The organism is Massilia oculi, assembly GCF_017582745.1.
GTDB classification, from domain to species: domain Bacteria; phylum Pseudomonadota; class Gammaproteobacteria; order Burkholderiales; family Burkholderiaceae_D; genus Telluria; species Telluria oculi_A.
Genome location: NZ_JAFVIM010000004.1, coordinates 154,313 through 177,317 on the forward strand (window position 1 = coordinate 154,313; position 23,005 = coordinate 177,317).

Sequence of the window (23,005 nt, forward strand, 5' to 3'; positions counted from 1 at the left end):
CCTTCCTTTCGTTTGCAAACAAACCACGCCGTGCCGTTCGATGCGCTGTGCGACCGGCCGCCATGGGGACTAGTGGGCCATCGGCGCCGCAGGCGCGCAATCGGACCTAAGCCTTACTGCCCTTGCTGTCAACGCCAAACCGTTGTGAATTGGTCTTTTCTGGCCCAATAATTGCATGACGGCACTAGCTTAAAGCTGTATCCTTGCGCTTTAATGCCCGGCGTCCGTCGCGCAGCGTCACCCGTTTCATCCAAGATCGTCCATGCCCAACGTCAAACATCAGCCGCGTGCAACGCTGCCGGCCGCGCTCCACGCGGCTGTCGAGCTGGTACTGAAGATCTTTGCCTATTACCTGATCCCGGTGGGGATCGGCATCGTCTCGCTGATCGCGCTGGTGTTCTGGCATGACGAATATCGCACCAGCGGCGACGTGCCGCTGGCGATGCACGTCACGGTCGACCAGGCCGCGACGCTGGCCCCGGATGACGCCCTGGCGCTGGCTCGCGCCACGCCGCTGACCAATGGCCACGACACCCACCTGTCCGAGGCGCCGGTCTGGTTCGCCTTCGAGCCGATGCCGCGCGCCGGCGAGCAGGTGATCGAATTCCCGTCGCGCCACGCACTGGATATCGCCTGCTGGGATGCGACCACCCTGGTCCCGCTTGGCGCCGCCACCCGCAGCCTTGACCACGGCGTGCTGCAGGCCGACAAGGCCGGCTTCGCGATGCGCCTGGCGCCGCTGCCGCGCCAGCTGCTGTGCCGCGCCGGCTTCTCGGGCCCGGCGCGCCTGTCGGTGCTGCAATGGCCGGCCGAGCAGTTCGCCTTGTCGGTCAAGCAATACCACCGCAAATCGGGCCTGCTCGACGGCGGCATGATCGTGCTGGCCCTGTTCATCATCATCACGGCCCTGATCAATCGCCAGCCGGTGTACGTGCTGTTTGCCGGCTGGCTGATCTTGAACCTGCGCGTGGGCGCGCTGTCGGCCGGCTGGGACATCCAGTGGCTGGGCCAGACCGTGCCTTCCGAATGGTTGCTGCGCAGCCGCGCCGTGACGATCACCCTGTACGGCATTGCCACGCTGACCCTGTACCAGGCGCTGCTCAAGGAACACCTGGCCGAGATGCGCTACCTGCTGCCGATGCGCATCATGCAGTGGTTGTGCATGCCGATGCTGGCCGCGGCCATGCTGCTGCCGTATGGCATGTACCTGCCGCTGCTGTGGGGCATCCTGGTGTGCTGCTTCTCCTTGATGACGATCGGCCTGTTCAAGATCATCGTGGAATCGCGCACCCGCGTCGCGGCCTGGTTCGCGGCCTCGTTCGCGGTGACGTTCCTGGCCTCGCTGGCCGAGGTCCTGTCGGCCGCGCTCGGCATGCGCGAACTGCTGGGTGTGATCAACAGCGTCACCGCCGCACTCGCATCGAGCCTGCTGGCGGCGCTGGCCGTGGCCGAGCAGATGCGCATGGAAACCGAGAAGCGCCAGGAAGCCCAGGAAGAGCTCGAGCACGCCTACCAGGCGATGCCGGTCGGCCTGTTCACCCTCGACATGTACGGCCACTTCCTGAGCGTCAATCCAGCCCTGCAGAAGATGCTGGGCATGACCGGCTTCACGCCGGGCCGCACCGCCTGGCGCCAGTATTTCACCGAAGCCAGCTGGGCCAATCTGCACGAGCAGGTGCATGCCAGGTCCGAGGCCGAGATGGAGCTGGCCAGCCGCGACGGCAACCAGCGCTTCCTGGTCAGCGCCACCCTGGCGCGCTCGCGCATCGAGGGCGTGCTGCAGGACACGACCGAAAAACACAAGGCCACCGAGCAGCTGCGCTTCATGGCCAATAACGATCCGCTGACCAAGGTCTACAACCGGCGCGGGATCGAGCGCGAATTTGCCAGCGCCGTCGCCAGCCTGGCCGCCGGGCGGCCGATGGCGCTGGCCTACGTCGACCTCGACCGCTTCAAGCTGATCAACGACCTGTTCGGCCATGCGGCGGGCGACGAAGTGCTCAAGCAGGTGTGCGAGCGGATGGGCACGATGCTGGCCGGCGGCCAGCAGATCGGCCGCGTGGGCGGCGACGAATTCGTGATCGTGATGCCCGAGACGGCGATCCCGCTGGCCTCGATCATCTGCCGCGGCATCGTCGACCGTCTCGGCAACACGCCGTACCGGGTGGGCGACAAGGCCTTCCACGTGCGCGCCTCGGTCGGCCTGATCGAGGTGGTGCCGGGCATGCCGATGAAGGATGCGGTGTCGACCTCGGACCGCGCCTGCCGCGAAGCCAAGACCGGCCTGGGCGACGGCCTGGTGGTCTATGAACGCGGCGCCGACGCCTTCCGCCAGCGCGCCGCCGAACTGGACCTGGTCGAGCGCCTGTCCGGTCCGGACGCGACCGATAACCTGCTGCTCGAGATGCAGCCGATCATGTCGCTGCGCGCGCCGCACGAATCGATGAACTTCGAGGTCTTGCTGCGCATGCGCGAGCCGGATGGCCGCGTGGTGCCGGCCGGCGCCGTGATCTCCGCCGCCGAGAAGAGCGGGCGCGCCAGCATGATCGACCGCTGGGTGCTTACGACCACCCTGGCCTGGATCGCCGAGCACACCGAAGACCTGGTCAATACCCGTTTCGTGTGCATGAACCTGTCGGGGGCCTCGCTCAACGACGAGCGCTTCGTGCAGGACACCTTCGACATCCTGGGCCGCTACGTGCACGTGGCCAGCCGCCTGTGCCTGGAAATCACCGAGAGCGTGGCGCTGCACGACCTGGACAACACGCGCCGCTTCATCGACCAGGTGCGCAGCTTCGGCGTGAAGGTGGCGCTGGACGACTTCGGCGCCGGTTATACCTCATTCTCGTACCTGAAGGAGCTGCCGGCCGACGTGCTCAAGATCGACGGCAACTTCATCGTCAACATCAACGCGCACCCGGCCAATGTGGCGATCGTCGAGGCCATCGTCAGCCTGGCCGTGAACCTGGGCATGAAGACGATTGCGGAATGGGCCGAGGATGCGGCCACCGTGCAGACGCTCTACGAGATCGGCGTCGACTACGTGCAGGGCTATGTGGTGGCGCGCTCGATGCCGCCCGAGCGCCTGCTGGAAGGACGCTCGAGCGCCGGCTTCATCAAGGACGAGGAATTGCTGGAGCTGTTGCGCGAGCTGGAGAATCCTCCGGCGCCGCACCTGGCCAGCGTGAGCCGGCTGCACTGAGCCGGCTGCACTGATTCTATTCGAGACCCGCGAGGGTTTCCTTGCTGCCCACGTCGCCGACCAGGAATTGCGCGCGCGCCGCCTTCAGGGTGGCGACGTCGCTCGCCAGCGGCTCGGCCTTCACCCGCGGCATCGGCGCTGCGCTGCGCTGCAGTGCGCGCGCGGGCGGCAGCACGTCTGCCCGGGCCGCCAGCGGATAAGGCGCAGGGCCGGCAGTGATGCGGGTCACGCCTTCGTTGGACGGCATGCTGGCCGTGCGCACGGTCGCCATGCCGGCTTCGCAAGGGCGATCGGTGAGGGTGACGCGGCCGGCGCCGTCGATGCACTTGACGATGACGGTGTCGGAATAAGCGCTCGGCGCGGCAATCGCGGCGGCGGCCAGCAGGCAGATGCTCAGTTGACGCTTCATGGTTGGCTCCTGGACGGATCCATGTTCGGGAATTTCATTGTCTTCCTTGCATCAAACCGCTTCTGTTCGCCACTTCACGTGGGCGTGTAGGCGGGCGCGCCGTCGTTTTTTACAGAACCGCCAGTCTTGGATAAAATGTCCAGCATGACCAAGACATTGCCAAGCAAGGAAGAATCCGCGCTCATCGAGCAGGTCCGGCACATCGCCGAGGGCCTGGCCCAAACCTTCGCCCCGTTCTGCGAAGTGGTGGTGCACGACCTGCGCGATCCTGGCCACGCCGTGCTGGCCATCCATAACAACCTCTCCAGCCGCGCGGCCGGCGATCCGGCCACCGAGCTGGGACTGGCGCGCATCGCCGACAGCGCCTATCCGCAGGTGGTCGCCAACTATCCGAACCAGTTCCCGGACGGCCGCCCGGCCAAGAGCACCTCGATCGGCATCAAGGACGCCGACGGCAACTACGTCGCGGCCCTGTGTCTGAACGTCGACCTGACCCTGTTCCGTTCGATGCAGGGCATCCTCGAACAGTTCAATGCGTTGGGCGAGGCGCCGGTGGGCGAGTCGCTCGATCCGGCCAACGCCGACGCCATCCGGCGCCGCATCGACGCCTACGCGGCGCGGCTGGCGTCGTCGCCCCAGTTGCTCAAGGCGCACGAGCGGCGCGCGCTGATGCGCGAGCTGAAGGACGGCGGTTTTCTCGAAGTGCGGCGGGCGATGGAAGTGGCGGCGTCGCATCTCGGCATTTCGCGGGCGACCGCCTACAACGACATCAAATAGAATCGCGCTGAACCGTTCACTTCGGGAGACCGCCTTGAAGACAGCCGTATACAGCGCGCGCCGCTACGACAAGACCATGCTGGCCCAGGCCAACGTTGACGCCGGCCACGAATTGCGTTTCCTCGAAGACCGGCTGAGCCGCGAGACCGCGATCCTGGCCGAGGGCTGCGAGGCCGTCTGCGTCTTCGTCAACGATACCGTCGATGCCGAGGTGCTGGGTATCCTGGCAGGGCAGGGCGTGCGCCTGGTGGCGACCCGCTCGACCGGCTACAACCACGTGGACGCGGTCGCCGCGCGCCGGCTTGGCATCGCGGTGGTGCGCGTCACCGATTATTCGCCCAACTCGGTCGCCGAGTTCGCGGTCGGGCTGCTGCTCGCCGTGAACCGCAAGATCGCGCGCGCCAGCGTGCGCACGCGCGAAGGCAATTTCGACCTCGACGGCCTGATGGGCTTCGATTTGCACGGCAAGACGGTCGGCGTGATCGGCACCGGCAAGATCGGCACCATCTTCGCCCGCATCATGGCCGGTTTCGGTTGCACCCTGGTCGGCTACGACCGTTACCCGACGCCGGCCTTCGAGGCCCTGGGCGGACGCTATATCGGCGTCGACGAGCTGCTGGCCTGCAGCGACGTGGTGTCCTTGCACTGCCCGCTGCTGGAAGAGACCCATCACATCGTGAATGCGGCGGCGCTGGCGCGGGTCAAGCGCGGCTGCGTGCTGGTCAATACCAGCCGCGGCGGCCTGGTCGACACCGAGGCGGCGGTGCAGGCGCTCAAGACCGGCCAGCTGGGCGGCCTGGCGATCGACGTCTACGAGCAGGAAGCGAGCCTGTTCTTCCAGGACCTGTCGTCGACCATCATCACCGACGACGTGATCCAGCGCCTGGTGTCGTTCCCGAACGTGATCGTGACCGGCCACCAGGCCTTCTTCACGGTGGAGGCGATCGGGCAGATCATGCGCACGACCATCGACAGCATCGGGGCCTTCGAGCGGGGCGAGGAGCTGGTCAATCGGATTCCCGATTGATGCACGGCGCATGACTTTGCCCGTGGGCTGGACATGTGTCCGCTGCTGCGTTACGGTCTGCGGCATTGATACTCACTATGGCAGGACAGATGCACATTGAGCAGGTTCGATTTGATCGGATTTTCGATGTCCAGCAACGGACGGGCGACTTCAGTTTCGAAAGCGGCGGCTGGCCGGTCTACGGCGTCAATGCCGTCGGCGGCGAGATACCGCGTGAAGCAGCGACCTATGCTGTCGCGTTCGCTGAGCGCGGCAACTGGGAAACCGTGATTGGATCGCGCGACCTGGCGACGCAGGAGGTGCGGCTCAAGCGGACGGTGTGGGCGAACCTCGGCCCGCACATGCCCTGGATTTATCTGCTCGTCTCCGGACTGCTGGGTAATGCGATGAGTGGCGGTGGCTGGAAGGCGGCCTTGCCATTGGCCGCAATGCTCGTGCTGGTCGCGGGCCTGGTTATCCGGAGCGTCATGGTGCACCGGCGGCGGGCCGAGCGGGCGTTGCGCGCCGAGCGGCTGGCAGGAGTGGAGGAGAGGGCATGAGCAGGCAAGTGGAAGATTTCGCACACATCGTGCAGGTGACGTTCGACCGCGTGTTCGACGTGCAGGGAGGCATGTTCAGTTTCGAGAGCGGCGGCAAGAAGGAGTATGGCGTCAACTTCTCCGACGGCACGGTTCCGCGCGATGGCTCGCGCTATGCGATTGCCCTGGTCGAACAGGGCAACTGGCAAAAGGTCGTGGGTTGGCGCGACCTGTCCACCCCGGACGTCGTGCTTGCCGAATCGGCCTGGGACGTCGCACTGGCGCAGGCATGGATCGTGTACTGGTTCGGCCCGTTCTTCGTCTTCGGCGCGCTGCTGTTCTTCGGCGGCTGGGCGGCGCTGGCGGCCTTGCTGCTGTTCCTGTGGGCGTCGATGTACTTCGCGCGGCAGGCGCGCGAGCGCAACCGGCTGGTCGACCAGGCATTGCGCGACATTCCGCCGGCCGCGCCGCCGGGCAACGGACCCAGGATCGGGAAAACCGGGAAAACGTGGCTTACGGGCGTGCTGAACATCGTCCGCTGGTGGCCGTAGCGAAGTCCTGGGCTGAAATCGCTGCCGTTTGACGCTTCATCCAAGATTGGATAATATGTCCAATATCGGATGAATCGTTAACCTGACCGCAGTGAACTGAAAGGATTGCGCCATGACCGCAGCATCGCTACCCACTTACGAAGACGTCGCCCAGGCCGCCGAACGCATCCTGGGCGCCGCCCACCGCACGCCGGTGCTGACCTCGCGTACCGTCAACGAGGAATTCGGCGCCGAGGTGTTCTTCAAGTGCGAGAACATGCAGCGCATGGGCGCGTTCAAGTTCCGCGGCGGCTATAACGCATTGGCGAAGTTCAGCCCCGAACAGCGCCGCGCCGGCGTCGTCGCGTTCTCGTCCGGGAACCATGCGCAGGCGATCGCGCTGTCGGCCAAGATCCTGGGCATGCCGGCGACGATCGTGATGCCGCAGGATGCGCCGGCCGCGAAAGTCGCCGCCACCCGCGGCTATGGCGCCACCGTGGTCACCTATGACCGCTACACCGAAGACCGCGAGCAGATCGGCCGCGAGCTGGCCGACAAGCACGGCCTGACCCTGATTCCGCCCTACGACCACGCGGACGTGATCGCGGGGCAGGGCACGGCGGCCAAGGAGCTGTTCGAGGAAGTCGGTCCGTTGGACGCCTTCTTCGTGTGCCTGGGCGGCGGCGGCCTGCTGTCCGGCTCCGCGCTGGCCACGCGCGCGCTGTCCCCCGGCTGCATGCTGTACGGCGTCGAGCCGGAAGCAGGCAACGACGGCCAGCAATCGTTCCGCACCGGCGAGATCGTCCACATCGACACGCCGCGTACGATCGCCGACGGCGCCCAGACCCAGCACCTGGGCCAGCTGACCTTCCCGATCATCCGGCGCGACGTCAACGACATTCTCACCGTGAGCGACGAGGAGCTGGTGGCCTGCATGCGCTTTTTCGCCGAACGCATGAAGATCGTGGTGGAGCCGACCGGCTGCCTCGGATTTGCTGCGGCGCGCAGGATGAAGGATCAGCTGAAAGGGAAGAAGGTCGGGGTGTTGATCAGTGGCGGGAATATCGATCTGGGGCGGTTTGCGAGCCTGATCGGCGATTGATTGACTTCTGCGAAACGGTCGTGCGTCTGACCGGAGGTCAGACCGAAAAAAAAGGGAGCATATCTGCTGCCTTGGTGATCAGTAGTGGTACCGGCAGGACAGAATGATCAACTCTTCATCCTGTACTTCGTAGACGAGGCGGTTTGTCTCATCTATTCGCCGTGACCAGCAACCGCTAAGGCTGTGTTTCAGGGCTTCGGGCTTGCCTATTCCCGCAAAGGGATCTCTCTGGACATCCTTGATCAAATCATTGATGCGCTTGAGCGTCTTCTTGTCCTGCGTTTGCCAATAGGTATAGCTTTCCCAGCCTTCATCCGTGAACTTCAAATGGCGCATGTTGCGATTCCTCAGCGTCGGAAATGTTAATTAATTCCCGATGCTGCGCCTGACCAGAACGAGCCTGTAAGAGTGATTTGGCAAGGTGCGCTGCATTCGCCGGCGAGCTTAACAGGTGTACAGTCTCCATTAGGCTACTGTAGTGATCGAACGACATGACGACTGCATCTGGCGCATCGCGGCGCGAGATGACAGTAACGTCAGCATCTTCAACCACCTGATCGATCACAGTCCGAAGACTGTTGCGAGCATCGGAAAAGTTGATGATTCTCATGTATTACCCCGTTCGTCCATTAGTCGTAGTCGTTAGCAGTAGTCGTTAGCAGTAGTCGTTACCAGTAGCAGTAGTCGTTAGCAGTAATCGCATGTATCGAATGGAGTACATGTACAGTAAATCGTACATGTTTGAGTATAGCGTAGTTTATGTGGATAACAAGCGAAATAAGCAGATCACGCCGCCAACGGTAACGCCACCTGCAACAAGAACCCGCCGCCTTCGCGATTCCTCACTTCCAGCCCCGCATTGTGCCGGGTCAGCACCCGCTCCACGATCGCCAGCCCCAACCCGGCGCCATTCGCCTGACCGCGTGCGCTATCGAGCCGCGTAAAGGGTTTCATCAGCTGCGCAATCTGGTCCGCCGGCACGCCGACCCCATGGTCGCCGATCTCGATCACGGCGCGCCGGCCGTGGCCCGTGGCCTTCACGCGTAGCACGATGTCGATGTCGGTGCATGAGGTGTCCGGCGTCTTGCCGTAGCGGCGCGCGTTCTCGATGATGTTGTTGATCACGCGCCGCAGGTCGGTCGCGTTGCCCATCACGTGCACGCCTGGCATCAGGTCGGTCTTGACATGGAGGTCGGGAATGCGAGCCGCCTCGCGGCCGACGTCTGACAGCATCTCGGACAGGTTCACCGGCACGAAGGTCGCCGCCTCGGTCGGCTTGGCGTAGTCCAGGAACTGGCCGATGATGGCGTCCATCTGCGCGATGTCCGACTGCATGCCTTCGCGCGCGTCCGTGGACAGGTTCGCCATCTCGACCTCGAGCCCCATGCGCGCCAGCGGCGTGCGCAGGTCGTGCGAGATGCCGGCCAGGATCACGGCGCGGTCCTTCTCCACCTGCGCCAGGTCTTCCACCATCTGATTGAAGCTTCGATTGGCCTCGATGATCTCTTGCGAGCCCTTCTCGGGCAGGCGCACCGGACGCTCGCCTTTGGCGATGGCGCGCGCGGCGGCCGTCAGGCGCGCCAGCGGACGGTTCACCAGGCTCGAGATCAGCGCCGCGCCGACCACCGACAGCAGGCCCACCACCACCGCCCAGCCGAGCCACTGTTCGCGCGTCAGGCCGGTCAGGCGCTCGCGCTCGAGCATCAGCCAGTATTTGTCGTCCTCGATATTGAAGCTGATGTAGAAGCCCGGCACGCCGTTCACGCCGCTCGAGAAGCGCGTGTCGGCGCCCAGCCGTTCGCGCACGATGGCCGCGATTTCGGGCATCAGGGGATTGTGCGGCGGCGGGTCGATCACGTCCGTGTCTTCCAGCGTGAAGATGCGGATGCCTTCGTTCGACACCAGTTCGAGCAGCAGCTCGCGCCGCAGATCGGGCGCCGAGTGGGTCAGCGCGGCTTTGGTGATCGTCACCACCGACACCACCAGCTCCGCCGTCTGCTGCACCTGCTTGTCGCGCTGGAACACGCTGATCATGCCGATCCAGGCCAGCATCGAGGCCGCGGTGAGCACCGACATCAGGAAGAAGGTGCGCCAGAACAGGCCGCTCTTGAACCAGGCGAAGCGCAGGGCGCGCCGCGCCTGGGCGATTGGGGTGAACACTAGCGCGGCTGACCTTCAGGGATGAACACGTAGCCCAGGCCCCACACGGTCTGGATGTACAGCGGGCTCGATGGATCGGGCTCGATCAGCTTGCGCAGGCGCGAGATCTGGACGTCGAGCGAACGGTCGAACACCTCATATTCGCGGCCGCGGGCCAGTTCCATCAGCTTCTCGCGCGACAGCGGCTGGCGCGCATGGCGCGCGAACACCTTCAGCACCGAGAATTCGCCGGTGGTCAGCGGCACCGTCTCGCCATTCTTCTTGAGCGTGCGCGTGCCCAGGTCGAGCACGAAGTCGCCGAACTCGAAGGTCTGCGGGGTTTCGGATGGCGCGCCGGGGATCTCGTCCGGGCCCTTGCGGCGCAGGACGGCGCCGATGCGGGCCACCAGCTCGCGCGGGTTGAACGGCTTGGGCAGGTAGTCGTCGGCGCCCATTTCGAGGCCGACGATGCGGTCGACGTCCTCGCCCTTGGCGGTGAGCATGATGATCGGAGTCTGGTCGCCGGCGCCGCGCAGGCGGCGGCAGATCGACAGGCCGTCTTCGCCGGGCAGCATCAGGTCGAGCACCAGCAGGTCGTAGCGCTCGCGCAGCCACAATTTGTTCATCGCCGGCGCGCTTTCAGCGGTCACCACCTGGAAGCCCTGTTCGGTCAGGTAGCGGCGCAGCAGGTCGCGCAGGCGCACGTCGTCGTCCACGACCATGATCTTGGCGGAGTGGCCCGATGGCGCGCCCGTACCCGCATTATTGTTCGAAGTCGTTGAGGTCATAAAACTGTCCAGAATTGTCAGATGAATGTCGCTATGGTAACTTCTTATGGCTAGGGCGGATGCACGACTCAGCCCAGCCATTACAATGTGTTACAAACTTTACCCAATAAGTCTTACTCCGCTTTCGGTATGCACCTACACTGGCGACAAGTGATCAACACAGCTTATCCGTTTATCAGGCATCGCGGAAGAGGAACACCATGAACCACGCGCACAACCACAAACCAGCAGGATTCGGCGCCAATGGCGGCCGGCTCGCCCGGCTTGCGCGCCTTGGTGTAGTCGCCTGCGTACTGGCAGGCCTGGGGGCCAGCGCATCGGCGCAAAACCAGGAGCGCGATTCGCGCCGCGACGAAGCGGCGATGCGCGACCGTTACCAGATGCAGGCCCAGCAGGATCCGCGCGTCTACGAGATGCGCGACCAGGATCGCCGCGCCATGGAAGCGCAGTCCGACGCGGCCCGCGAAGAGCGCCGTCGCGGCCGGCTGTCGCCGGACGAGCGGCGCGACCTGCGGCGCCAGATCAAGGAAGGTTCGGAGCTCTATCCGAACGCCCGCCGCCGCTGAGAATGCGGCCGGCAATGTAAAACGACGGCGCCGATGGCGCCGTTGTCGTTTCTGGAATTTGACATTTCCCAAGCCGTCTTGCTGGCGTATCTGGCGCGTTTTTTCCGGATCTGGCCACGAATACGCTTTGCGGCAATGGTGTCGGCCGCGCCACAAATTTTCTTTTTAGAAATCTAGTTGCCATATGTTTATTTAGATTGCGCAACATGCTATCTTTACGTCCACCTTACTGTTGGCAGGTTCTCCGTCGCCAATATTTATCGCCAAGTGGAGCGTGAACGTGTCCGACCTTGCCGTACTACCCGATGCAGCGCCCGCCACGGCGGCGCCCGCCGTCCGCTTCGACTCGAAGGGGCCCGAACATTGCATCGCCAGGCGCGACGACGGCGTGTATGCCGATCCCGAAGTGCTCGGCACCACGCTGGTGGCGGCGGTCGACGGCATCCTGCGCTCCAACCATTATCTGGCTGGCCTCGATTACCCGGTGCTGATCAAGGCCCTGTACGGCCACGGGCCGGACCTGCCGCGCGACGCGGCCGGACGGGTCGTGGTGCGCATCGCGGCCGACATCGTGCCGTTCACGCCGCAGCGCCAGGCCCTGTACCGTTCGGTCAGGATCGCCGACGGCCAGGCCGAATACTATTTCGAACCCGTGTTCGAGCGCGACGAGGAAGGCAATGAGCGCCAGACCCGGCTCGACGTCGACGAATTCGTCTGCGACATGTGGGTGAAGGGCATCCGCTTCGGCGCCGAGATCGACGCCATCCGCAGCCACATCGGGAGCGGCGCGGCCGGCCGCTACGTGGTGGCGCGCCGTCTCGAGCCGCTGCCCGGCATGGATGCCCGCGTCGAGGAGGTCACGAACGAACTGCACCGCAGCGACGCCCCGCGCCAGCTCGCCAACGGCAAGCTCGACCTGATGAGCTTCCAGAACCGTTTTCCGCAGGTGGCGGCCGGCACGCGCCTGCTGCGCAAGGTGCCGCGCACCAGCGGCAACCCCGGCTTCGACCTGAACGGCATCCCGATCGCGCCCGAGGTGGGCAAGGACCTCGACCTGTCCACCTATGCGGCCGACGGCACGGCGGTCGACCTGGCGCCGGAAGGCGAGTTCCTGGTTGCGCGCCAGGACGGCTTTTTGAGCGTCGACCCCAAGAGCAGCCGCATCGCCATCACCGACAAGATCGTCAGCCGCGATGGCGTCAGCGCCAAGACCACCGGCAACCTGCACCTGGCCGGCGACTACGAGGAATTCGGCGAAGTGCAGGAGCAGCGCATCATCGAGGCCGAAAGCATCACCGTGCACGGCGATGTGTATGGCCACCTGGTCGCGCGCGGCGGCGCCATCCTCCTGCGCCGCAACCTGGTGGGCGGCAGCGCGCGCAACCTCGATGGCGGCGTGCGGGTGCTGGGCGTCGCGTCCCAGGCGACGATCCAGGCGACCAAGGGTGAGGTCCGGCTCGACCGCGCCGAGAACTGCGTGATCTCGGGCGCGCGCATCCGGATCGAGACCGCGATCAACTGCGAGATCATCGGCGACGAGGTCGAGGTGGCGCACGCCGAGGGCAGCGCCATCGCCGGGCGGCGCGTGGCGATCGGCCGCGCCGCGCCGTGGAAGCAGGGCGAGATGCTGGTCTGGCTGCTGCGCCCGGACTGCGCGCGCGTCGACGCGGCGATGGCGCAGGTGCGCGAGCGGATGGACCAGTTCGTCCAGCTGGCGGCGCAACGCCGCAGCGCGATGGAGGCGCTCACCGGCCAGCCGGAGATGCGCAAATACCTGTTGATCGCGCCGCGCCTGCGCAAGGGCGAGCTGGTGCTCACGGCGGAACAGGAGCCGCAGTTCCGGCGCCTGGCGGCCAGCGTGGCGCCGGCGCTCAAGGAACTGGGCCGGCTGTCGCAAGAAGCCAAGACGCTCGACGGCGAGCGTCAGTCCGGCATGGCGCTGTTGAAACGGTTCGAGGCCCAGCGCTTCGAGCGGGTCGGGGCGGCCGGGGTGGCGATCGGCATGCTGGCGGGCGAGGTGCAGGTGCTGGCGCTGCCCTACGAACCGGACTTCGGCTGCGTCTGGGACATGACGGCGCGCGACGTCAAGCTGCGCCTGCGCGACACCAAGGGCGCGGAAGTGCTGCACGCGGGCAGCGAGGGCGCCTGGTCGTGGGACACGTCCACGGCGGCGGCGCAGGCGCAGGCCGCGTCCTGATACTGACCCGCCGGGCGGGGCGGGCCCAAGGCTGGAGTTGACTACAGTCAACATCGGCACCGGGGACGCGGCATACGATGGTGATTGCCCCCATAAAGGATTCGCCATGGTCACCTCGTCCAGCATGCCTCACGCTTCAACCCTTCGCGCTTCCGTCACCCGTTACCCGGCGCCGCGCAGCAGCGCCTCACGGGAATTCCTCAGCTTCATGCTCGACGGGCAGGAGTACGGGCTCGACTGCGCGCGCGTGCAGGAGCTCAAGCTGCTGGGATCCCTCGAGCGCTTCGCCACCGACGGCGAGATCATCGGCGGCGTGGCGCTGTCGCATGGGGTGATCATGCCGATAGTCGACATGCGCGCGGGCGGCGCGCAGGCCGCGGCCACGGGGCAGGGCCGGTCGGCCCCGGATACCGACGTGATCATCCTGCGCCTGTCGAGCGGGATCGTCGGCATGGTGGTGGAGAGCGTGACCGGCATCGTGCACGTGCGCCCTGAAGCCGTGCAGCCGCTGCCGGGCGCGCCGGGCGCGGGCTACCTGATCGGCATGGCCCGCATCGATGGACGCAAGGTGGTGTTGATCGACATCGATCGGCTGATGTCGCTGTCGCCGAGGCGGCCGCTGAGGGCCGCCTGACCTTACGCCGCCAGGGCCTCGAGCTGCTCCTGGATTTCCAGCCACTCCATCTCGAGCGCTTCCAGGTCGCGCGCCGCGAAGGCCTGGTCGGCCACCAGCGTTTTCAGGCGGTCCTTGTTCGCCGCTTCGTAGATCGCCGGGTCGAGCAGCTCGGCGTCGATCGCCGCTTTCTTCGCGCTCAGTTTGGCCATCTGTTCGTCGAGGCGCTTGATCCGGTTTTCCAGGGGTTTGCGCTGGGCCGCCAGGCGCTGGCGCTCCTCGGCTTCGAGGCGTTTCTGTTCCTTGCGCTCGGCCGGCGATGCCGCCGGGCTCGGCGCGGGCGCGCTGGCCTTGGCGGCCGGCTGTGCAGCCTTCGCCTGCGCCGCCTGGCCGGGCAGGGCGTCGCCGCCCTTGCCCAGCTTGGTCTTGAACAGCCAGTCCTTGTAGTCGTCCAGGTCGCCGTCGAAAGGCTGCAGGCGGCCGTCGGCCACGATGATGAACTGGTCGGTGGTGGCGCGCAGCAGGTGGCGGTCGTGCGAGACCACGACCAGCGTGCCCTCGAACTGGGCCAGGGCCATCGTCAGCGCCTCGCGCGTTTCCAGGTCCAGGTGGTTGGTCGGTTCGTCGAGCAGCAGCAGGTTCGGGCGCTGCCACACGATCAGCGCCAGCGCCAGGCGCGCCTTCTCGCCGCCCGAGAACGGCTTGATCGGGCTGGTCACCATATCGCCCGGGAAGTTGAAGCTGCCGAGGAAGTTGCGCAGCTCCTGCTCGCGCACGGTCGGGGCGATCTTCGCCAGGTGCCACAGGGGCGATTCGTCGTGGCGCAGCATCTCGACCTGGTGCTGGGCGAAGTAGCCGATCGACAGGCCCTTGCCCAGCGTGGCATGGCCGGTGAGCGGCGCCAGTTCGCCGGCGACGGTCTTGATCAGGGTCGACTTGCCGGCGCCGTTCACGCCCAGCAGGCCGATGCGCTGGCCGATCTGCAGCGAGAAGTCGATGTGGTTGACGATGGTCTTCGCGCCGACCTTGTCGCCATGGGCGTCGAGCAGCGGGTAGCCGGCGTCGACGCCTTCCAGCACCAGCAGCGGGTTCGGGGCCGCCAGCGGCTCGCGGAACTCGAACGAGAATTCGGCGGCGGCGCGCAGCGGCGCCAGCTCTTCCATCTTCGAGAGCGCCTTGATCCGGCTCTGGGCCTGGCGCGCCTTGGTGGCCTGCGCCTTGAAGCGGTTGATGAAGGATTCGAGGTGGGCACGCTGGCGCTGCTGCTTCTCGATGGCCGAGGCCTGCAGCACCATCTGCGCGGCGCGCTGGCGCTCGAAGGCCGAATAGTTGCCGCTGTAGCGCTTCAGCTTGCGGTCGTCGATGTGCACCACCACGTTCACGATCTCGTCCAGGAAGTCGCGGTCGTGCGAGATGATGATCAGGGTGCCGGGATAGCGCTTGAGCCAGTCCTCGAGCCAGATGATCGCGTCCAGGTCCAGGTGGTTGGTCGGTTCGTCGAGCAGCAGCAGGTCGGAAGGGCACATCAGCGCCTGCGCCAGGTTCAGGCGCATGCGCCAGCCGCCCGAGAAGCTGGCCACCGGCTGGTTCATCTGGGCCAGCGAGAAGCCCAGGCCCAGCAGCAGCTGTTCGCCGCGCGATTGCACGGTGTAGGCGTCGGCGTCGGCCAGCGCCGCATGCAGCTCGCCCAGGCGCATGCCGTGGGCGTCGGCATCGGGGTGTGACTCCAGCTCTTCCAGTTCGGCCTGGAGCTTACGCAGGCCGACGTCGCCGTCGATCGCGTAGTCGAGCGCGGCGCGCTCGAGCGGTGGGGTCTCTTGCGCCACATAGGCCATGCGCCACTTGGCGGGGAAGTCGATCTGCCCCTGGTCCGGATGCAGCTCGTTGCGCAGCAGGCCGAACAGGCTTGATTTGCCGGCGCCGTTGGCGCCGATCAGGCCGATCTTGTCGCCCGGGTTGAGGGTCAGGTCGGCGTCGACGAGCAGCGGCTTGGTGCCGCGCATCAGGCTGACGTTCTGGATACGGATCATGGGAGTTTGTCTGCTTAGTCGAACGGGTGCTGCTTCAATGTTTGCTCATGCACGTCGTCCCCGCGGAGGCGGGGACCCAAGTAAGCATGCGTTGCCGCTACGTTTGATGTAATGGCCACTCTCGAAAACTTGGGTCCCCGCCTTCGCGGGGACGACGTTTCAGCGCCGGCGCAATCGATCAGCGCCGGCGAATCGCGTATTTTACTGCGCGGTCTGCAGCTGCTCGGCCGTCAGCAGGAACACCGCATCGTCGCCGATGCTGGTGGTCAGCCAGGTCAGGCCCAGGTGGCCGAAGGCGGCTTCGGCGAACTCGCGCTCGTTGCCGATCTCGACCACCAGGATGCCGTCCGGCGTCAGGCGCTCGGCGGCGCCGGCGATGATCTTGCGCACCAGGTCCATGCCGTCTTCGCCGCCGGCCAGCGCGATCTGCGGCTCGTTCAGGTATTCCGGCGGCAGGGTGCGCATCGATTCCGAGTTCACGTACGGCGGGTTGGTGATGATCAGGTCATACTTCTTGAACGGCACGTTCTCGTACAGGTCGGACTCGATCGGGTTGACGCGGCCTTCCAGCTTGTATTCGCGGATGTTGTGCTCGGCCACGGCCAGCGCGTCCTTCGAGATGTCGACCGCATCGACGACGGCATTCTCGAAGATGTCGGCCGCCATGATCGCCAGGCAGCCGCTGCCGGTGCACAGTTCGAGCACGTTCTCGACGCCTTCCGGATCGGTCAGCCATGGGCTGAACTGCTGCGGGATCAGCTCGGCGATGAAGGAGCGCGGCACCAGCACGCGCTCGTCGACGTAGAAGCGGTACTCGCCCAGCCAGGCTTCCTTGGTGATGTAGGCGGCCGGCACGCGCTCGGTGACGCGGCGCTCGATCACGGCCAGCACCTGCAGCACTTCGTCTGGCAGCAGTTTGGCGTCGAGGAAGGGCTCGAGGCGGTCCAGCGGCAGTTTCAGGGTGTGCAGGATAAGGTAGGCGGCTTCGTCGAAGGCCTCGGCGCTGCCGTGGCCGAAGAACAGCTTTGCGCCGTTGAAGCGGGTGACGGCGTAGCGCAGCAGGTCGCGCGGCGTACTGAAGGTGGTGTTGGTCATGGTCTTGTTCTCGTGTTGGTTCAGCGCCCCGGTCAGGCAGCCAGCAGGCGTTCGAGCGTGCGGCGGTAGATATTCTTCAGGGGATCGATGTAGCGCAGCTCGATGTGTTCATCGATCTTGTGGATGCTGGCGTTCGGTGGCCCGAATTCTATCACCTGGGGACAGATGCGGGCGATGAAGCGGCCGTCCGAGGTCCCGCCGGTGGTCGACAGTTCGGCCTGCACGCCCAGCTCTTCCTTGATGGCGCCGCAGATGGTGTCCGACAGCGTGCCTTTCTCGGTCAGGAAAGGCTGGCCCGACAGGGTCCACTCCAGGTCGTAATCCAGGCCGTGGCGGTCGAGGATGGCGTGCACGCGCGCTTCCAGGCCCTCGGCGGTGCTGGCGGTCGAGAAGCGGAAGTTGAAGTCGATCGTCAACTGGCCCGGGATCACGTTGGTGGCGCCGGTGCCGGCCGCCATGTTCGAGATCTGCCAGCTGGTCGGCGCATAGTACTCGTTGCCTTCGTCCCAGGCTTCAAGCGTCAGCTCGGCCAGCGCCGGCGCGGCCTGGTGGATCGGGTTGCGCGCCAGCTGCGGATAGGCGATATGGCCCTGGATGCCCTTGATGACCAGGTGGCCCGACAGCGAACCGCGGCGGCCGTTCTTGATCGTGTCGCCCAGCACGTGGTTCGAGGTCGGTTCGCCGACCAGGCAGTAGTCGAGCGTCTCGCCGCGCTCTTCCAGCAGGTCGACCACGACCGCGGTGCCGTCGACGGCCGGGCCTTCCTCGTCGCTGGTGACCAGGAAGGCGATCGAGCCCCGGTGGTCGGGGTGGTCGGCGATGAATTCCTCGCAGGCGATCACCATGGCCGCGATCGAGGTTTTCATGTCCGAGGCGCCGCGTCCATACAGCTTGCCGTCGCGCTGGGTCGGCACGAAGGGGCTTGATTCCCAGTGGTGCAGCGGGCCGGCCGGGACCACGTCGGTATGGCCGGCGAACACGAACACCGGCGCCTCGGTCCCCTTGCGCGCCCACAGATTGGTCACGCCGTTCGACTCGATGGTCTCGCAGCGAAAGCCCAGCGGCGCCAGCAGCTCGATCAGGCGCTGCTGGCAACCCTTGTCGTGCGGCGTGATCGAATCGAGCGCGATCAGCTCTTCGGTCAGCAGCAGGGTGCGGGACGGCTTCACTTGGCGCTCGCGAACTTGCTGGTGTAGGCGTCGTTCGAGAAGCCGACCGAGACCGGGCCGACGCCTTGCAGGACCGGGCGCTTGATGACGGACGGGTTTTCCAGCATCAGCTCGGTCGCGGCGTCCGCGTCAGTGATCTGCGCCTTGCGCTCGTCGGGCAGGTTGCGCCAGGTCATCCCTTTGCGGTTGACCAGGGTTTCCCAATCGACATCCTTCAGCCAGCCCTGCACCAGCTCGCGGGTCAGGCCTTGTTTCTTGAAGTCATGGAAGGTGAAATCGTGGCCGTTGTCCGCCAGCCAGGTGCGGGCCTTCTTGACGGTGTCGCAGTTGGGAATTCCGTAGAGAGTCGTAGTCATGGGCAATCATGGCCGCCGAGGCGGCGTGGTCGTTCGAAAAGGCGTGAGGATAGTGTATGCGCGCGGCGGCGCACAAGGTGCTTCGGCCGATTGTACACAGATGAGGCGGACAGGCGCGCCGCCTGGTGCATCGGACTTTGAATCAGGAATTGAGCGTGAACTCGGTGAACGAGGCGCCCTGCGGGGCCGCGGGTTTCTCCCGCTCCTGCTCTTGCGTCTGCTGGACCTGGCTCTCCGGCCCATTGTTGAGCAGCCAGAGCAGGTTGGTGGCCGAGTCGGCATTGGCCAGCGCCTCGTCCTGGGTCACCAGGCCGTCCTTGACCAGCTTGAACAGCGCGCCTTCGAACGATTGCGAGCCGGGCGACAGGCTCTTGTCCATCGCTTCCTTGATCTGGCCGATCTCGCCTTTTTCGATCAGGTCGGCGATGTAGCGGGTATTGAGCATCACTTCGACCGCCGCCTGGCGCGCGCCGCCGGCGGCGGACTTCACCAGCCGCTGCGAGACGATGGCCTTGACGCTCGAGGCCAGGTCTTGCAGCAGGGCGGCGCGGTTTTCCATCGGGTAGAAGCTGATGATGCGGTTCAGCGCGTTGTAGCTGTTGTTGGCGTGCAGCGTGGCCAGCACCAGGTGGCCCGACTGGGCATAGGCCAGCGCCGCGGCCATCGTCTCGCGGTCGCGGATCTCGCCGATCAGGATGCAGTCGGGCGCCTGGCGCATCGAGTTCTTCAGCGCGATGCCGAAGCTGCTGGCGTCGCTGCCGATCTCGCGCTGGTTGACGATCGACTTCTTGTTCTTGAAAAGGTATTCGATCGGGTCTTCGAGCGTCAGGATGTGGCCGGTGCGCTGTTCGTTGCGATGGTCGAGCATGGCGGCGATGGTGGTCGACTTGCCGGAGCCGGTGGCGCCGACCACCAGCAGCAGGCCGCGCTTTTCCATGATCAGCTCGGACAGCACGGGCGGCAGCCCGAGCCCGCCCAGCGGCGGGATGTCGGCCGGCACGAAGCGGAACACGGCCGAGATCGAGCCGCGCTGGCGGAATGCCGACAGGCGAAAGCGCCCCAGGTTGGGGACCGACACGCCCATGTTCAGTTCGTTGTCGCGCTCGAGTTCGAGCAGCTGTTCCGGCGTGGCGACCTCGGACAGCAGGGACAGGATGTTCTCGGGTTCGAGACGATGCTGGTTGATGGGGATGAGCGCGCCGTTGATCTTGATGTGCACCGGGGAGTTCACGGCGAAGAACATGTCGGAAGCGTTCTTCTCTTTCATCAGCTGGAACAGGCGGTCCATGGCCATCGCATCGTCTCCGTTTGTTTCGGGTATTTCGGGGCTGGTTGGACGCGTGAACGGGAGGACCCGTCCACCCTACGTGTTGGCCGTAGGGTAGAAGGCTCTGCTTTCCACGCGTTCAACCAGCCGTACAGCTCTCGCGAAAATTACACGCCGCGCAGCAGCTCGTTGATCCCGGTCTTCGAACGCGTCTGCGCATCCACGCGCTTGACGATCACCGCGCAGTACAGGCTGTACTTGCCGTCGGCGGACGGCAGGCTGCCCGACACCACGACCGAACCCGACGGCACGCGGCCATAGGTCACTTCGCCGGTTTCGCGGTTGTAGATCTTGGTCGACTGGCCGATGTACACGCCCATCGAGATCACCGAGTTCTCTTCGACGATCACGCCTTCGACGATTTCCGAACGGGCGCCGATGAAGCAGTTGTCTTCGATGATGGTCGGATTCGCCTGCATCGGTTCCAGCACGCCGCCGATGCCGACGCCGCCCGACAGGTGGACGTTCTTGCCGATCTGGGCGCAGGAGCCGACGGTGGCCCAGGTGTCGACCATCGTGCCTTCATCGACGTAGGCGCCGATGTTGACGTAGGACGGCATCAGCACCACGTTCTTGCCGATGAAGCTGCCGCGGCGGGCGACGGCCGGCGGCACCACGCGGAAACCGCCGCGCGCAAAATCTTCTGGGGTGTAGCCGGCGAACTTGGTCGGGACTTTATCGTAGAACTGGATGTCGCCGGAAGCGACCGGCACGTTGTTCTCGAGGCGGAACGACAGCAGCACGGCTTTCTTGATCCACTGGTTCACGACCCAGGTGCCGGTGTCCTTCTGCGCCACGCGCAGGCTGCCGTCATCGAGGCCGGCAAGGACGTGGGCGACGGCGTCGCGCACTTCGGCGCTGGCGCTGTTCGGGCTGATCTCTGCGCGCTGTTCCCAGGCGGTGTCGATGATGGTTTGCAGTTGTTGGGTCATGATGCTGGTCTTGGTTGAAATGAAAAACAGGTATTCGTGGGGCCGTTACTTGAGGCCCTGGCAGAACTGAACGATGCGGTTGGCCGCTTCCAGTCCTTCGTCGACGCCGGCCACCAGGGCCATGCGAATACGGTCGCGCCCCGGATTCTGGCCGTGCGCTTCGCGCGCCAGGTAGCTGCCCGGGAGGACCGTCACATTATAGTCGGCGTACAGGCGGCGTGCGAACTCAAGGTCCGACAGGCCGGTGCGGCGCACGTCGGCCCACAGGTAGAAGCCGGCGTCGGGCAGCTCGACGTCCATCACGCCCTTGAGCAGCGGGGTGATGAGGGCGAACTTTTCCTTGTACAGCGCGCGGTTCTCAATCACGTGCTGCTCGTCGTTCCAGGCCGCGATCGAGGCCGCCTGCACCGGCGGCGACATCGCGCCGCCGCAGTAGGTGCGGTAGAGCAGGAATTTTTTCATCGCGACCGGGTCGCCGGCCACGAAGCCGGAGCGCATGCCCGGCACGTTCGAGCGCTTCGACAGGCTCGAGAACACGATCAGGTTGCGGTACGGTTGATCGCCGCCACTCCTGCCCAGCTGGTGCGCCGCTTCCAGCGCGCCCAGCGGCGGCGCCGAGCCGGTATAGATCTCGGAATAGCATTCGTCGGCCGCGATCAGGAAGCCCCAGCGGTCGGCCAGCTCGAACAGCTGGCGCCAGTCGTCCAGGCCCAAGGTGGCCCCGGTCGGGTTGCCCGGCGAGCACACATACAGCAGCTGCACGCGCGGCCACACATCTTCCGGCACGCTGCCGTAATCGGGCGCGAAATTGCGCGCCGGTTCCGAATTGACGAAGTACGGCGTGACGCCGGCCAGGTAGGCCGCGCCTTCGTAGATCTGATAGAACGGATTCGGGCACATCGCCAGCGCATCCGGCTTGGAGGCGTCGATCATGCACTGGGCGATCGCGAACAGCGCCTCGCGCGAACCGTTCACTGGCAGCACCATGGTGGCCGGGTCCAGCGCCGGGATGCCGTAGCGGCGCTCCAGCCAGCCGGCGATGGCCGCGCGCAGGGGCTCGCCGCCCACCGTGCTCGGATAGTTGGCCAGGCCGGCCACCGAATGCGTCAGCGCCTTTTCGATGAAGGCCGGCGTCGGATGCTTCGGTTCGCCGATGCCCAGGCTGATCGCGGAATAGGCCGGGTTCGGGGTGACGCCGGCAAACAGCTGGCGCAGCTTTTCGAACGGGTAAGGATGGAGCTTGTCGAGATGGGGATTCACGGCAGTCTTGGGCGCACAGCGGTGTGCGCTTTTCGATAATTTTTTATTATAGCTCTATGAATGGAAGAACGTTCGAGCGTACGGCAAGTGATTTGCGGTAACATTAACCACATACCGACCAGCGATTTCACCCGGAGAGCCATCCGCCGTGCCGATCAGTTATGCGCGCAGCCTGACAGGACATGAACGCACCCCCGGCGCCAACCGCCACCTCGGCGTGGCGCTGGCATTCGTGGCCGGCGCGATCAATGCCGGCGGCTTTCTCGCGGTGCGCGAATACACCTCGCACATGACCGGCATCGTCTCCAGCGCGGCCGACCACCTGGTGCTGGGCGACACCGACCTGGTGCTGGCCGCGCTTGGCGCGCTGCTCAGCTTCCTGCTCGGCGCGGCCTGCACCGCCATCCTCGTCAACTACATCCGGCGCCGAGGCCTCCATAGCGGCTTCGCGCTGCCCCTGTTGCTTGAAGCCGTGCTCCTGCTGGTGTTCGGCATTCTCGGCGCGCGGCTGGCCGGAATCGACGCCTTCTTCATTCCGCTGACCGTGATGCTGCTGTGCTTCATGATGGGGCTGCAGAACGCCGTCATCACCAAGGTCTCGCATGCCGAGATCCGCACCACCCACATGACCGGCATCGTGACCGACATCGGCATCGAGCTGGGCAAGATGGCCTACTGGAACGCCGACGGCCCGCTGCGCCAGCCGAAGGTCACGGCCAACCTCGGGCGCCTGCTGCTGATGCTGTCGCTGCTGGGCGCGTTCTGCCTGGGCGGCGTGGTGGGGGCACTGGGCTTCAAGCACCTGGGTTACCTGTCCACGGTGCCGCTGGCCACCTTCCTGTGCGTGCTGGCGATCGTGCCGGTGGTCGACGACGCCGTGCGCATGCTGGGGCGGCACGACGCCTGATCCTGCGTCAATCTCGGTGGCCGGGGTGCAGGCCGGGGTGCATCCATGTATGATCCCAATT

Annotated in this window: 22 protein-coding genes; 10 read left to right on the plus strand and 12 right to left on the minus strand. The window is 65.5% G+C overall.

Features of this window, described 5'->3' with window-relative positions:
• Window positions 1–262: 262 nt before the first annotated feature.
• On the plus strand, window positions 263–3,202 hold the full coding sequence (locus J3U95_RS06485; RefSeq protein WP_208277818.1) for a putative bifunctional diguanylate cyclase/phosphodiesterase: 2,940 nt from the start codon (window positions 263–265) through the stop codon (window positions 3,200–3,202).
• A gap of 16 nt (window positions 3,203–3,218) precedes the next feature.
• Here J3U95_RS06485 and J3U95_RS06490 read toward each other — a convergent pair whose 3' ends face one another.
• Window positions 3,219–3,611, minus strand: coding sequence for a DUF4124 domain-containing protein (locus tag J3U95_RS06490; protein WP_208277819.1), 393 nt, complete (start codon window positions 3,609–3,611; stop codon window positions 3,219–3,221).
• A 135-nt stretch (window positions 3,612–3,746) separates the two neighbouring features.
• On the opposite strand from J3U95_RS06490, the gene J3U95_RS06495 reads away from it, so the two are divergent.
• The 5 genes from J3U95_RS06495 to J3U95_RS06515 all read left to right on the plus strand — a co-directional run bounded on the left by J3U95_RS06495 (window position 3,747) and on the right by J3U95_RS06515 (window position 7,565).
• The gene (locus J3U95_RS06495) at window positions 3,747–4,388 is read left to right on the plus strand and encodes a helix-turn-helix transcriptional regulator (protein ID WP_208277820.1); all 642 of its coding nucleotides are present in this window, start codon (window positions 3,747–3,749) and stop codon (window positions 4,386–4,388) included.
• Window positions 4,389–4,422: 34 nt separating this feature from the next.
• Window positions 4,423–5,415, plus strand: a complete 993-nt coding sequence (locus J3U95_RS06500; RefSeq protein ID WP_208277821.1) for a 2-hydroxyacid dehydrogenase — start codon at window positions 4,423–4,425, stop codon at window positions 5,413–5,415.
• Window positions 5,416–5,492: 77 nt separating this feature from the next.
• Window positions 5,493–5,954 (plus strand): hypothetical protein, encoded by a 462-nt coding sequence (locus J3U95_RS06505; protein WP_208277822.1) that lies wholly within the window; start codon window positions 5,493–5,495, stop codon window positions 5,952–5,954.
• Entirely contained in the window at window positions 5,951–6,484 is a 534-nt protein-coding gene (locus J3U95_RS06510) for a hypothetical protein (RefSeq protein WP_208277823.1), read from the plus strand. The genes J3U95_RS06505 and J3U95_RS06510 overlap by 4 nt, the downstream gene beginning before the upstream one ends.
• A 112-nt stretch (window positions 6,485–6,596) precedes the next feature.
• Window positions 6,597–7,565, plus strand: coding sequence for a threo-3-hydroxy-L-aspartate ammonia-lyase (locus J3U95_RS06515; protein ID WP_208277824.1), 969 nt, complete (start codon window positions 6,597–6,599; stop codon window positions 7,563–7,565).
• 78 nt (window positions 7,566–7,643) lie between these two features.
• On the opposite strand, the gene J3U95_RS06520 is transcribed toward J3U95_RS06515, so the two are convergent.
• From J3U95_RS06520 to ompR, 4 genes are all read right to left on the minus strand, one after another.
• Window positions 7,644–7,901, minus strand: coding sequence for a Txe/YoeB family addiction module toxin (locus J3U95_RS06520; protein ID WP_208277825.1), 258 nt, complete (start codon window positions 7,899–7,901; stop codon window positions 7,644–7,646).
• On the minus strand, window positions 7,876–8,175 hold the full coding sequence (locus J3U95_RS06525; RefSeq protein ID WP_208277826.1) for a type II toxin-antitoxin system Phd/YefM family antitoxin: 300 nt from the start codon (window positions 8,173–8,175) through the stop codon (window positions 7,876–7,878). Before J3U95_RS06525 ends, J3U95_RS06520 begins: the two co-directional genes overlap by 26 nt.
• A gap of 176 nt (window positions 8,176–8,351) precedes the next feature.
• Window positions 8,352–9,725: a sensor histidine kinase family protein gene (locus tag J3U95_RS06530; RefSeq protein ID WP_208277827.1), complete on the minus strand. Its 1,374-nt coding sequence runs from the start codon at window positions 9,723–9,725 to the stop codon at window positions 8,352–8,354.
• Window positions 9,725–10,492, minus strand: coding sequence for an osmolarity response regulator transcription factor OmpR (gene ompR, locus J3U95_RS06535; protein WP_208277828.1), 768 nt, complete (start codon window positions 10,490–10,492; stop codon window positions 9,725–9,727). Before ompR ends, J3U95_RS06530 begins: the two co-directional genes overlap by 1 nt.
• A gap of 200 nt (window positions 10,493–10,692) precedes the next feature.
• On the opposite strand from ompR, the gene J3U95_RS06540 reads away from it, so the two are divergent.
• The 3 genes from J3U95_RS06540 to J3U95_RS06550 all read left to right on the plus strand — a co-directional run bounded on the left by J3U95_RS06540 (window position 10,693) and on the right by J3U95_RS06550 (window position 13,889).
• Window positions 10,693–11,058, plus strand: a complete 366-nt coding sequence (locus tag J3U95_RS06540; protein ID WP_229519674.1) for a hypothetical protein — start codon at window positions 10,693–10,695, stop codon at window positions 11,056–11,058.
• A gap of 280 nt (window positions 11,059–11,338) precedes the next feature.
• On the plus strand, window positions 11,339–13,255 hold the full coding sequence (locus tag J3U95_RS06545; protein ID WP_208277829.1) for a flagellar assembly protein A: 1,917 nt from the start codon (window positions 11,339–11,341) through the stop codon (window positions 13,253–13,255).
• Window positions 13,256–13,379: 124 nt separating this feature from the next.
• Window positions 13,380–13,889 carry a chemotaxis protein CheW gene (locus tag J3U95_RS06550; protein WP_229519676.1) on the plus strand — a complete coding sequence of 170 codons (510 nt, stop codon included), beginning with the start codon at window positions 13,380–13,382 and terminating at the stop codon, window positions 13,887–13,889.
• 2 nt (window positions 13,890–13,891) lie between these two features.
• Here J3U95_RS06550 and J3U95_RS06555 read toward each other — a convergent pair whose 3' ends face one another.
• From J3U95_RS06555 to dapC, 7 genes are all read right to left on the minus strand, one after another.
• Window positions 13,892–15,898 (minus strand): ATP-binding cassette domain-containing protein, encoded by a 2,007-nt coding sequence (locus J3U95_RS06555; RefSeq protein ID WP_208277831.1) that lies wholly within the window; start codon window positions 15,896–15,898, stop codon window positions 13,892–13,894.
• A 201-nt stretch (window positions 15,899–16,099) separates the two neighbouring features.
• Complete coding sequence (gene prmB, locus J3U95_RS06560; protein WP_208277832.1) at window positions 16,100–16,993, minus strand: 50S ribosomal protein L3 N(5)-glutamine methyltransferase; 894 nt, start codon at window positions 16,991–16,993, stop codon at window positions 16,100–16,102.
• Window positions 16,994–17,025: 32 nt separating this feature from the next.
• Complete coding sequence (gene dapE / locus J3U95_RS06565; protein ID WP_208277833.1) at window positions 17,026–18,162, minus strand: succinyl-diaminopimelate desuccinylase; 1,137 nt, start codon at window positions 18,160–18,162, stop codon at window positions 17,026–17,028.
• Window positions 18,159–18,518 carry an ArsC family reductase gene (locus tag J3U95_RS06570; protein ID WP_208277834.1) on the minus strand — a complete coding sequence of 120 codons (360 nt, stop codon included), beginning with the start codon at window positions 18,516–18,518 and terminating at the stop codon, window positions 18,159–18,161. The genes dapE and J3U95_RS06570 overlap by 4 nt, the downstream gene beginning before the upstream one ends.
• Before the next feature lie 142 nt (window positions 18,519–18,660).
• Window positions 18,661–19,812: a PilT/PilU family type 4a pilus ATPase gene (locus J3U95_RS06575; protein ID WP_208277835.1), complete on the minus strand. Its 1,152-nt coding sequence runs from the start codon at window positions 19,810–19,812 to the stop codon at window positions 18,661–18,663.
• Between the two features lie 140 nt (window positions 19,813–19,952).
• Window positions 19,953–20,777 (minus strand): 2,3,4,5-tetrahydropyridine-2,6-dicarboxylate N-succinyltransferase, encoded by an 825-nt coding sequence (gene dapD, locus J3U95_RS06580; protein ID WP_208277836.1) that lies wholly within the window; start codon window positions 20,775–20,777, stop codon window positions 19,953–19,955.
• Between the two features lie 45 nt (window positions 20,778–20,822).
• The gene (gene dapC / locus J3U95_RS06585; RefSeq protein ID WP_208277837.1) at window positions 20,823–22,037 is read right to left on the minus strand and encodes a succinyldiaminopimelate transaminase; all 1,215 of its coding nucleotides are present in this window, start codon (window positions 22,035–22,037) and stop codon (window positions 20,823–20,825) included.
• A 148-nt stretch (window positions 22,038–22,185) separates the two neighbouring features.
• Between dapC and J3U95_RS06590 the strand changes: the two genes are divergently transcribed.
• On the plus strand, window positions 22,186–22,944 hold the full coding sequence (locus J3U95_RS06590; RefSeq protein ID WP_208277838.1) for a YoaK family protein: 759 nt from the start codon (window positions 22,186–22,188) through the stop codon (window positions 22,942–22,944).
• Window positions 22,945–23,005 lie beyond the last annotated feature (61 nt).

Excerpts from the sequence above, each read along its gene's own strand:
- J3U95_RS06540 (WP_229519674.1), top strand. The coding sequence starts at position 10,693 with ATGAACCACGCGCACAACCACAAACCAGCAGGATTCGGCGCCAATGGC.
- J3U95_RS06510 (WP_208277823.1), top strand. The coding sequence starts at position 5,951 with ATGAGCAGGCAAGTGGAAGATTTCGCACACATCGTGCAGGTGACGTTC.
- J3U95_RS06550 (WP_229519676.1), top strand. The coding sequence starts at position 13,380 with ATGCCTCACGCTTCAACCCTTCGCGCTTCCGTCACCCGTTACCCGGCG.
- J3U95_RS06575 (WP_208277835.1), bottom strand. The coding sequence starts at position 19,812 with ATGGCCATGGACCGCCTGTTCCAGCTGATGAAAGAGAAGAACGCTTCC.
- J3U95_RS06570 (WP_208277834.1), bottom strand. The coding sequence starts at position 18,518 with ATGACTACGACTCTCTACGGAATTCCCAACTGCGACACCGTCAAGAAG.
- J3U95_RS06490 (WP_208277819.1), bottom strand. The coding sequence starts at position 3,611 with ATGAAGCGTCAACTGAGCATCTGCCTGCTGGCCGCCGCCGCGATTGCC.
- ompR (WP_208277828.1), bottom strand. The coding sequence starts at position 10,492 with ATGACCTCAACGACTTCGAACAATAATGCGGGTACGGGCGCGCCATCG.
- prmB (WP_208277832.1), bottom strand. The coding sequence starts at position 16,993 with ATGACCAACACCACCTTCAGTACGCCGCGCGACCTGCTGCGCTACGCC.
- J3U95_RS06515 (WP_208277824.1), top strand. The coding sequence starts at position 6,597 with ATGACCGCAGCATCGCTACCCACTTACGAAGACGTCGCCCAGGCCGCC.
- J3U95_RS06520 (WP_208277825.1), bottom strand. The coding sequence starts at position 7,901 with ATGCGCCATTTGAAGTTCACGGATGAAGGCTGGGAAAGCTATACCTAT.
- J3U95_RS06505 (WP_208277822.1), top strand. The coding sequence starts at position 5,493 with ATGGCAGGACAGATGCACATTGAGCAGGTTCGATTTGATCGGATTTTC.
- J3U95_RS06495 (WP_208277820.1), top strand. The coding sequence starts at position 3,747 with ATGTCCAGCATGACCAAGACATTGCCAAGCAAGGAAGAATCCGCGCTC.
- dapD (WP_208277836.1), bottom strand. The coding sequence starts at position 20,777 with ATGACCCAACAACTGCAAACCATCATCGACACCGCCTGGGAACAGCGC.
- J3U95_RS06485 (WP_208277818.1), top strand. The coding sequence starts at position 263 with ATGCCCAACGTCAAACATCAGCCGCGTGCAACGCTGCCGGCCGCGCTC.
- J3U95_RS06525 (WP_208277826.1), bottom strand. The coding sequence starts at position 8,175 with ATGAGAATCATCAACTTTTCCGATGCTCGCAACAGTCTTCGGACTGTG.
- J3U95_RS06555 (WP_208277831.1), bottom strand. The coding sequence starts at position 15,898 with ATGATCCGTATCCAGAACGTCAGCCTGATGCGCGGCACCAAGCCGCTG.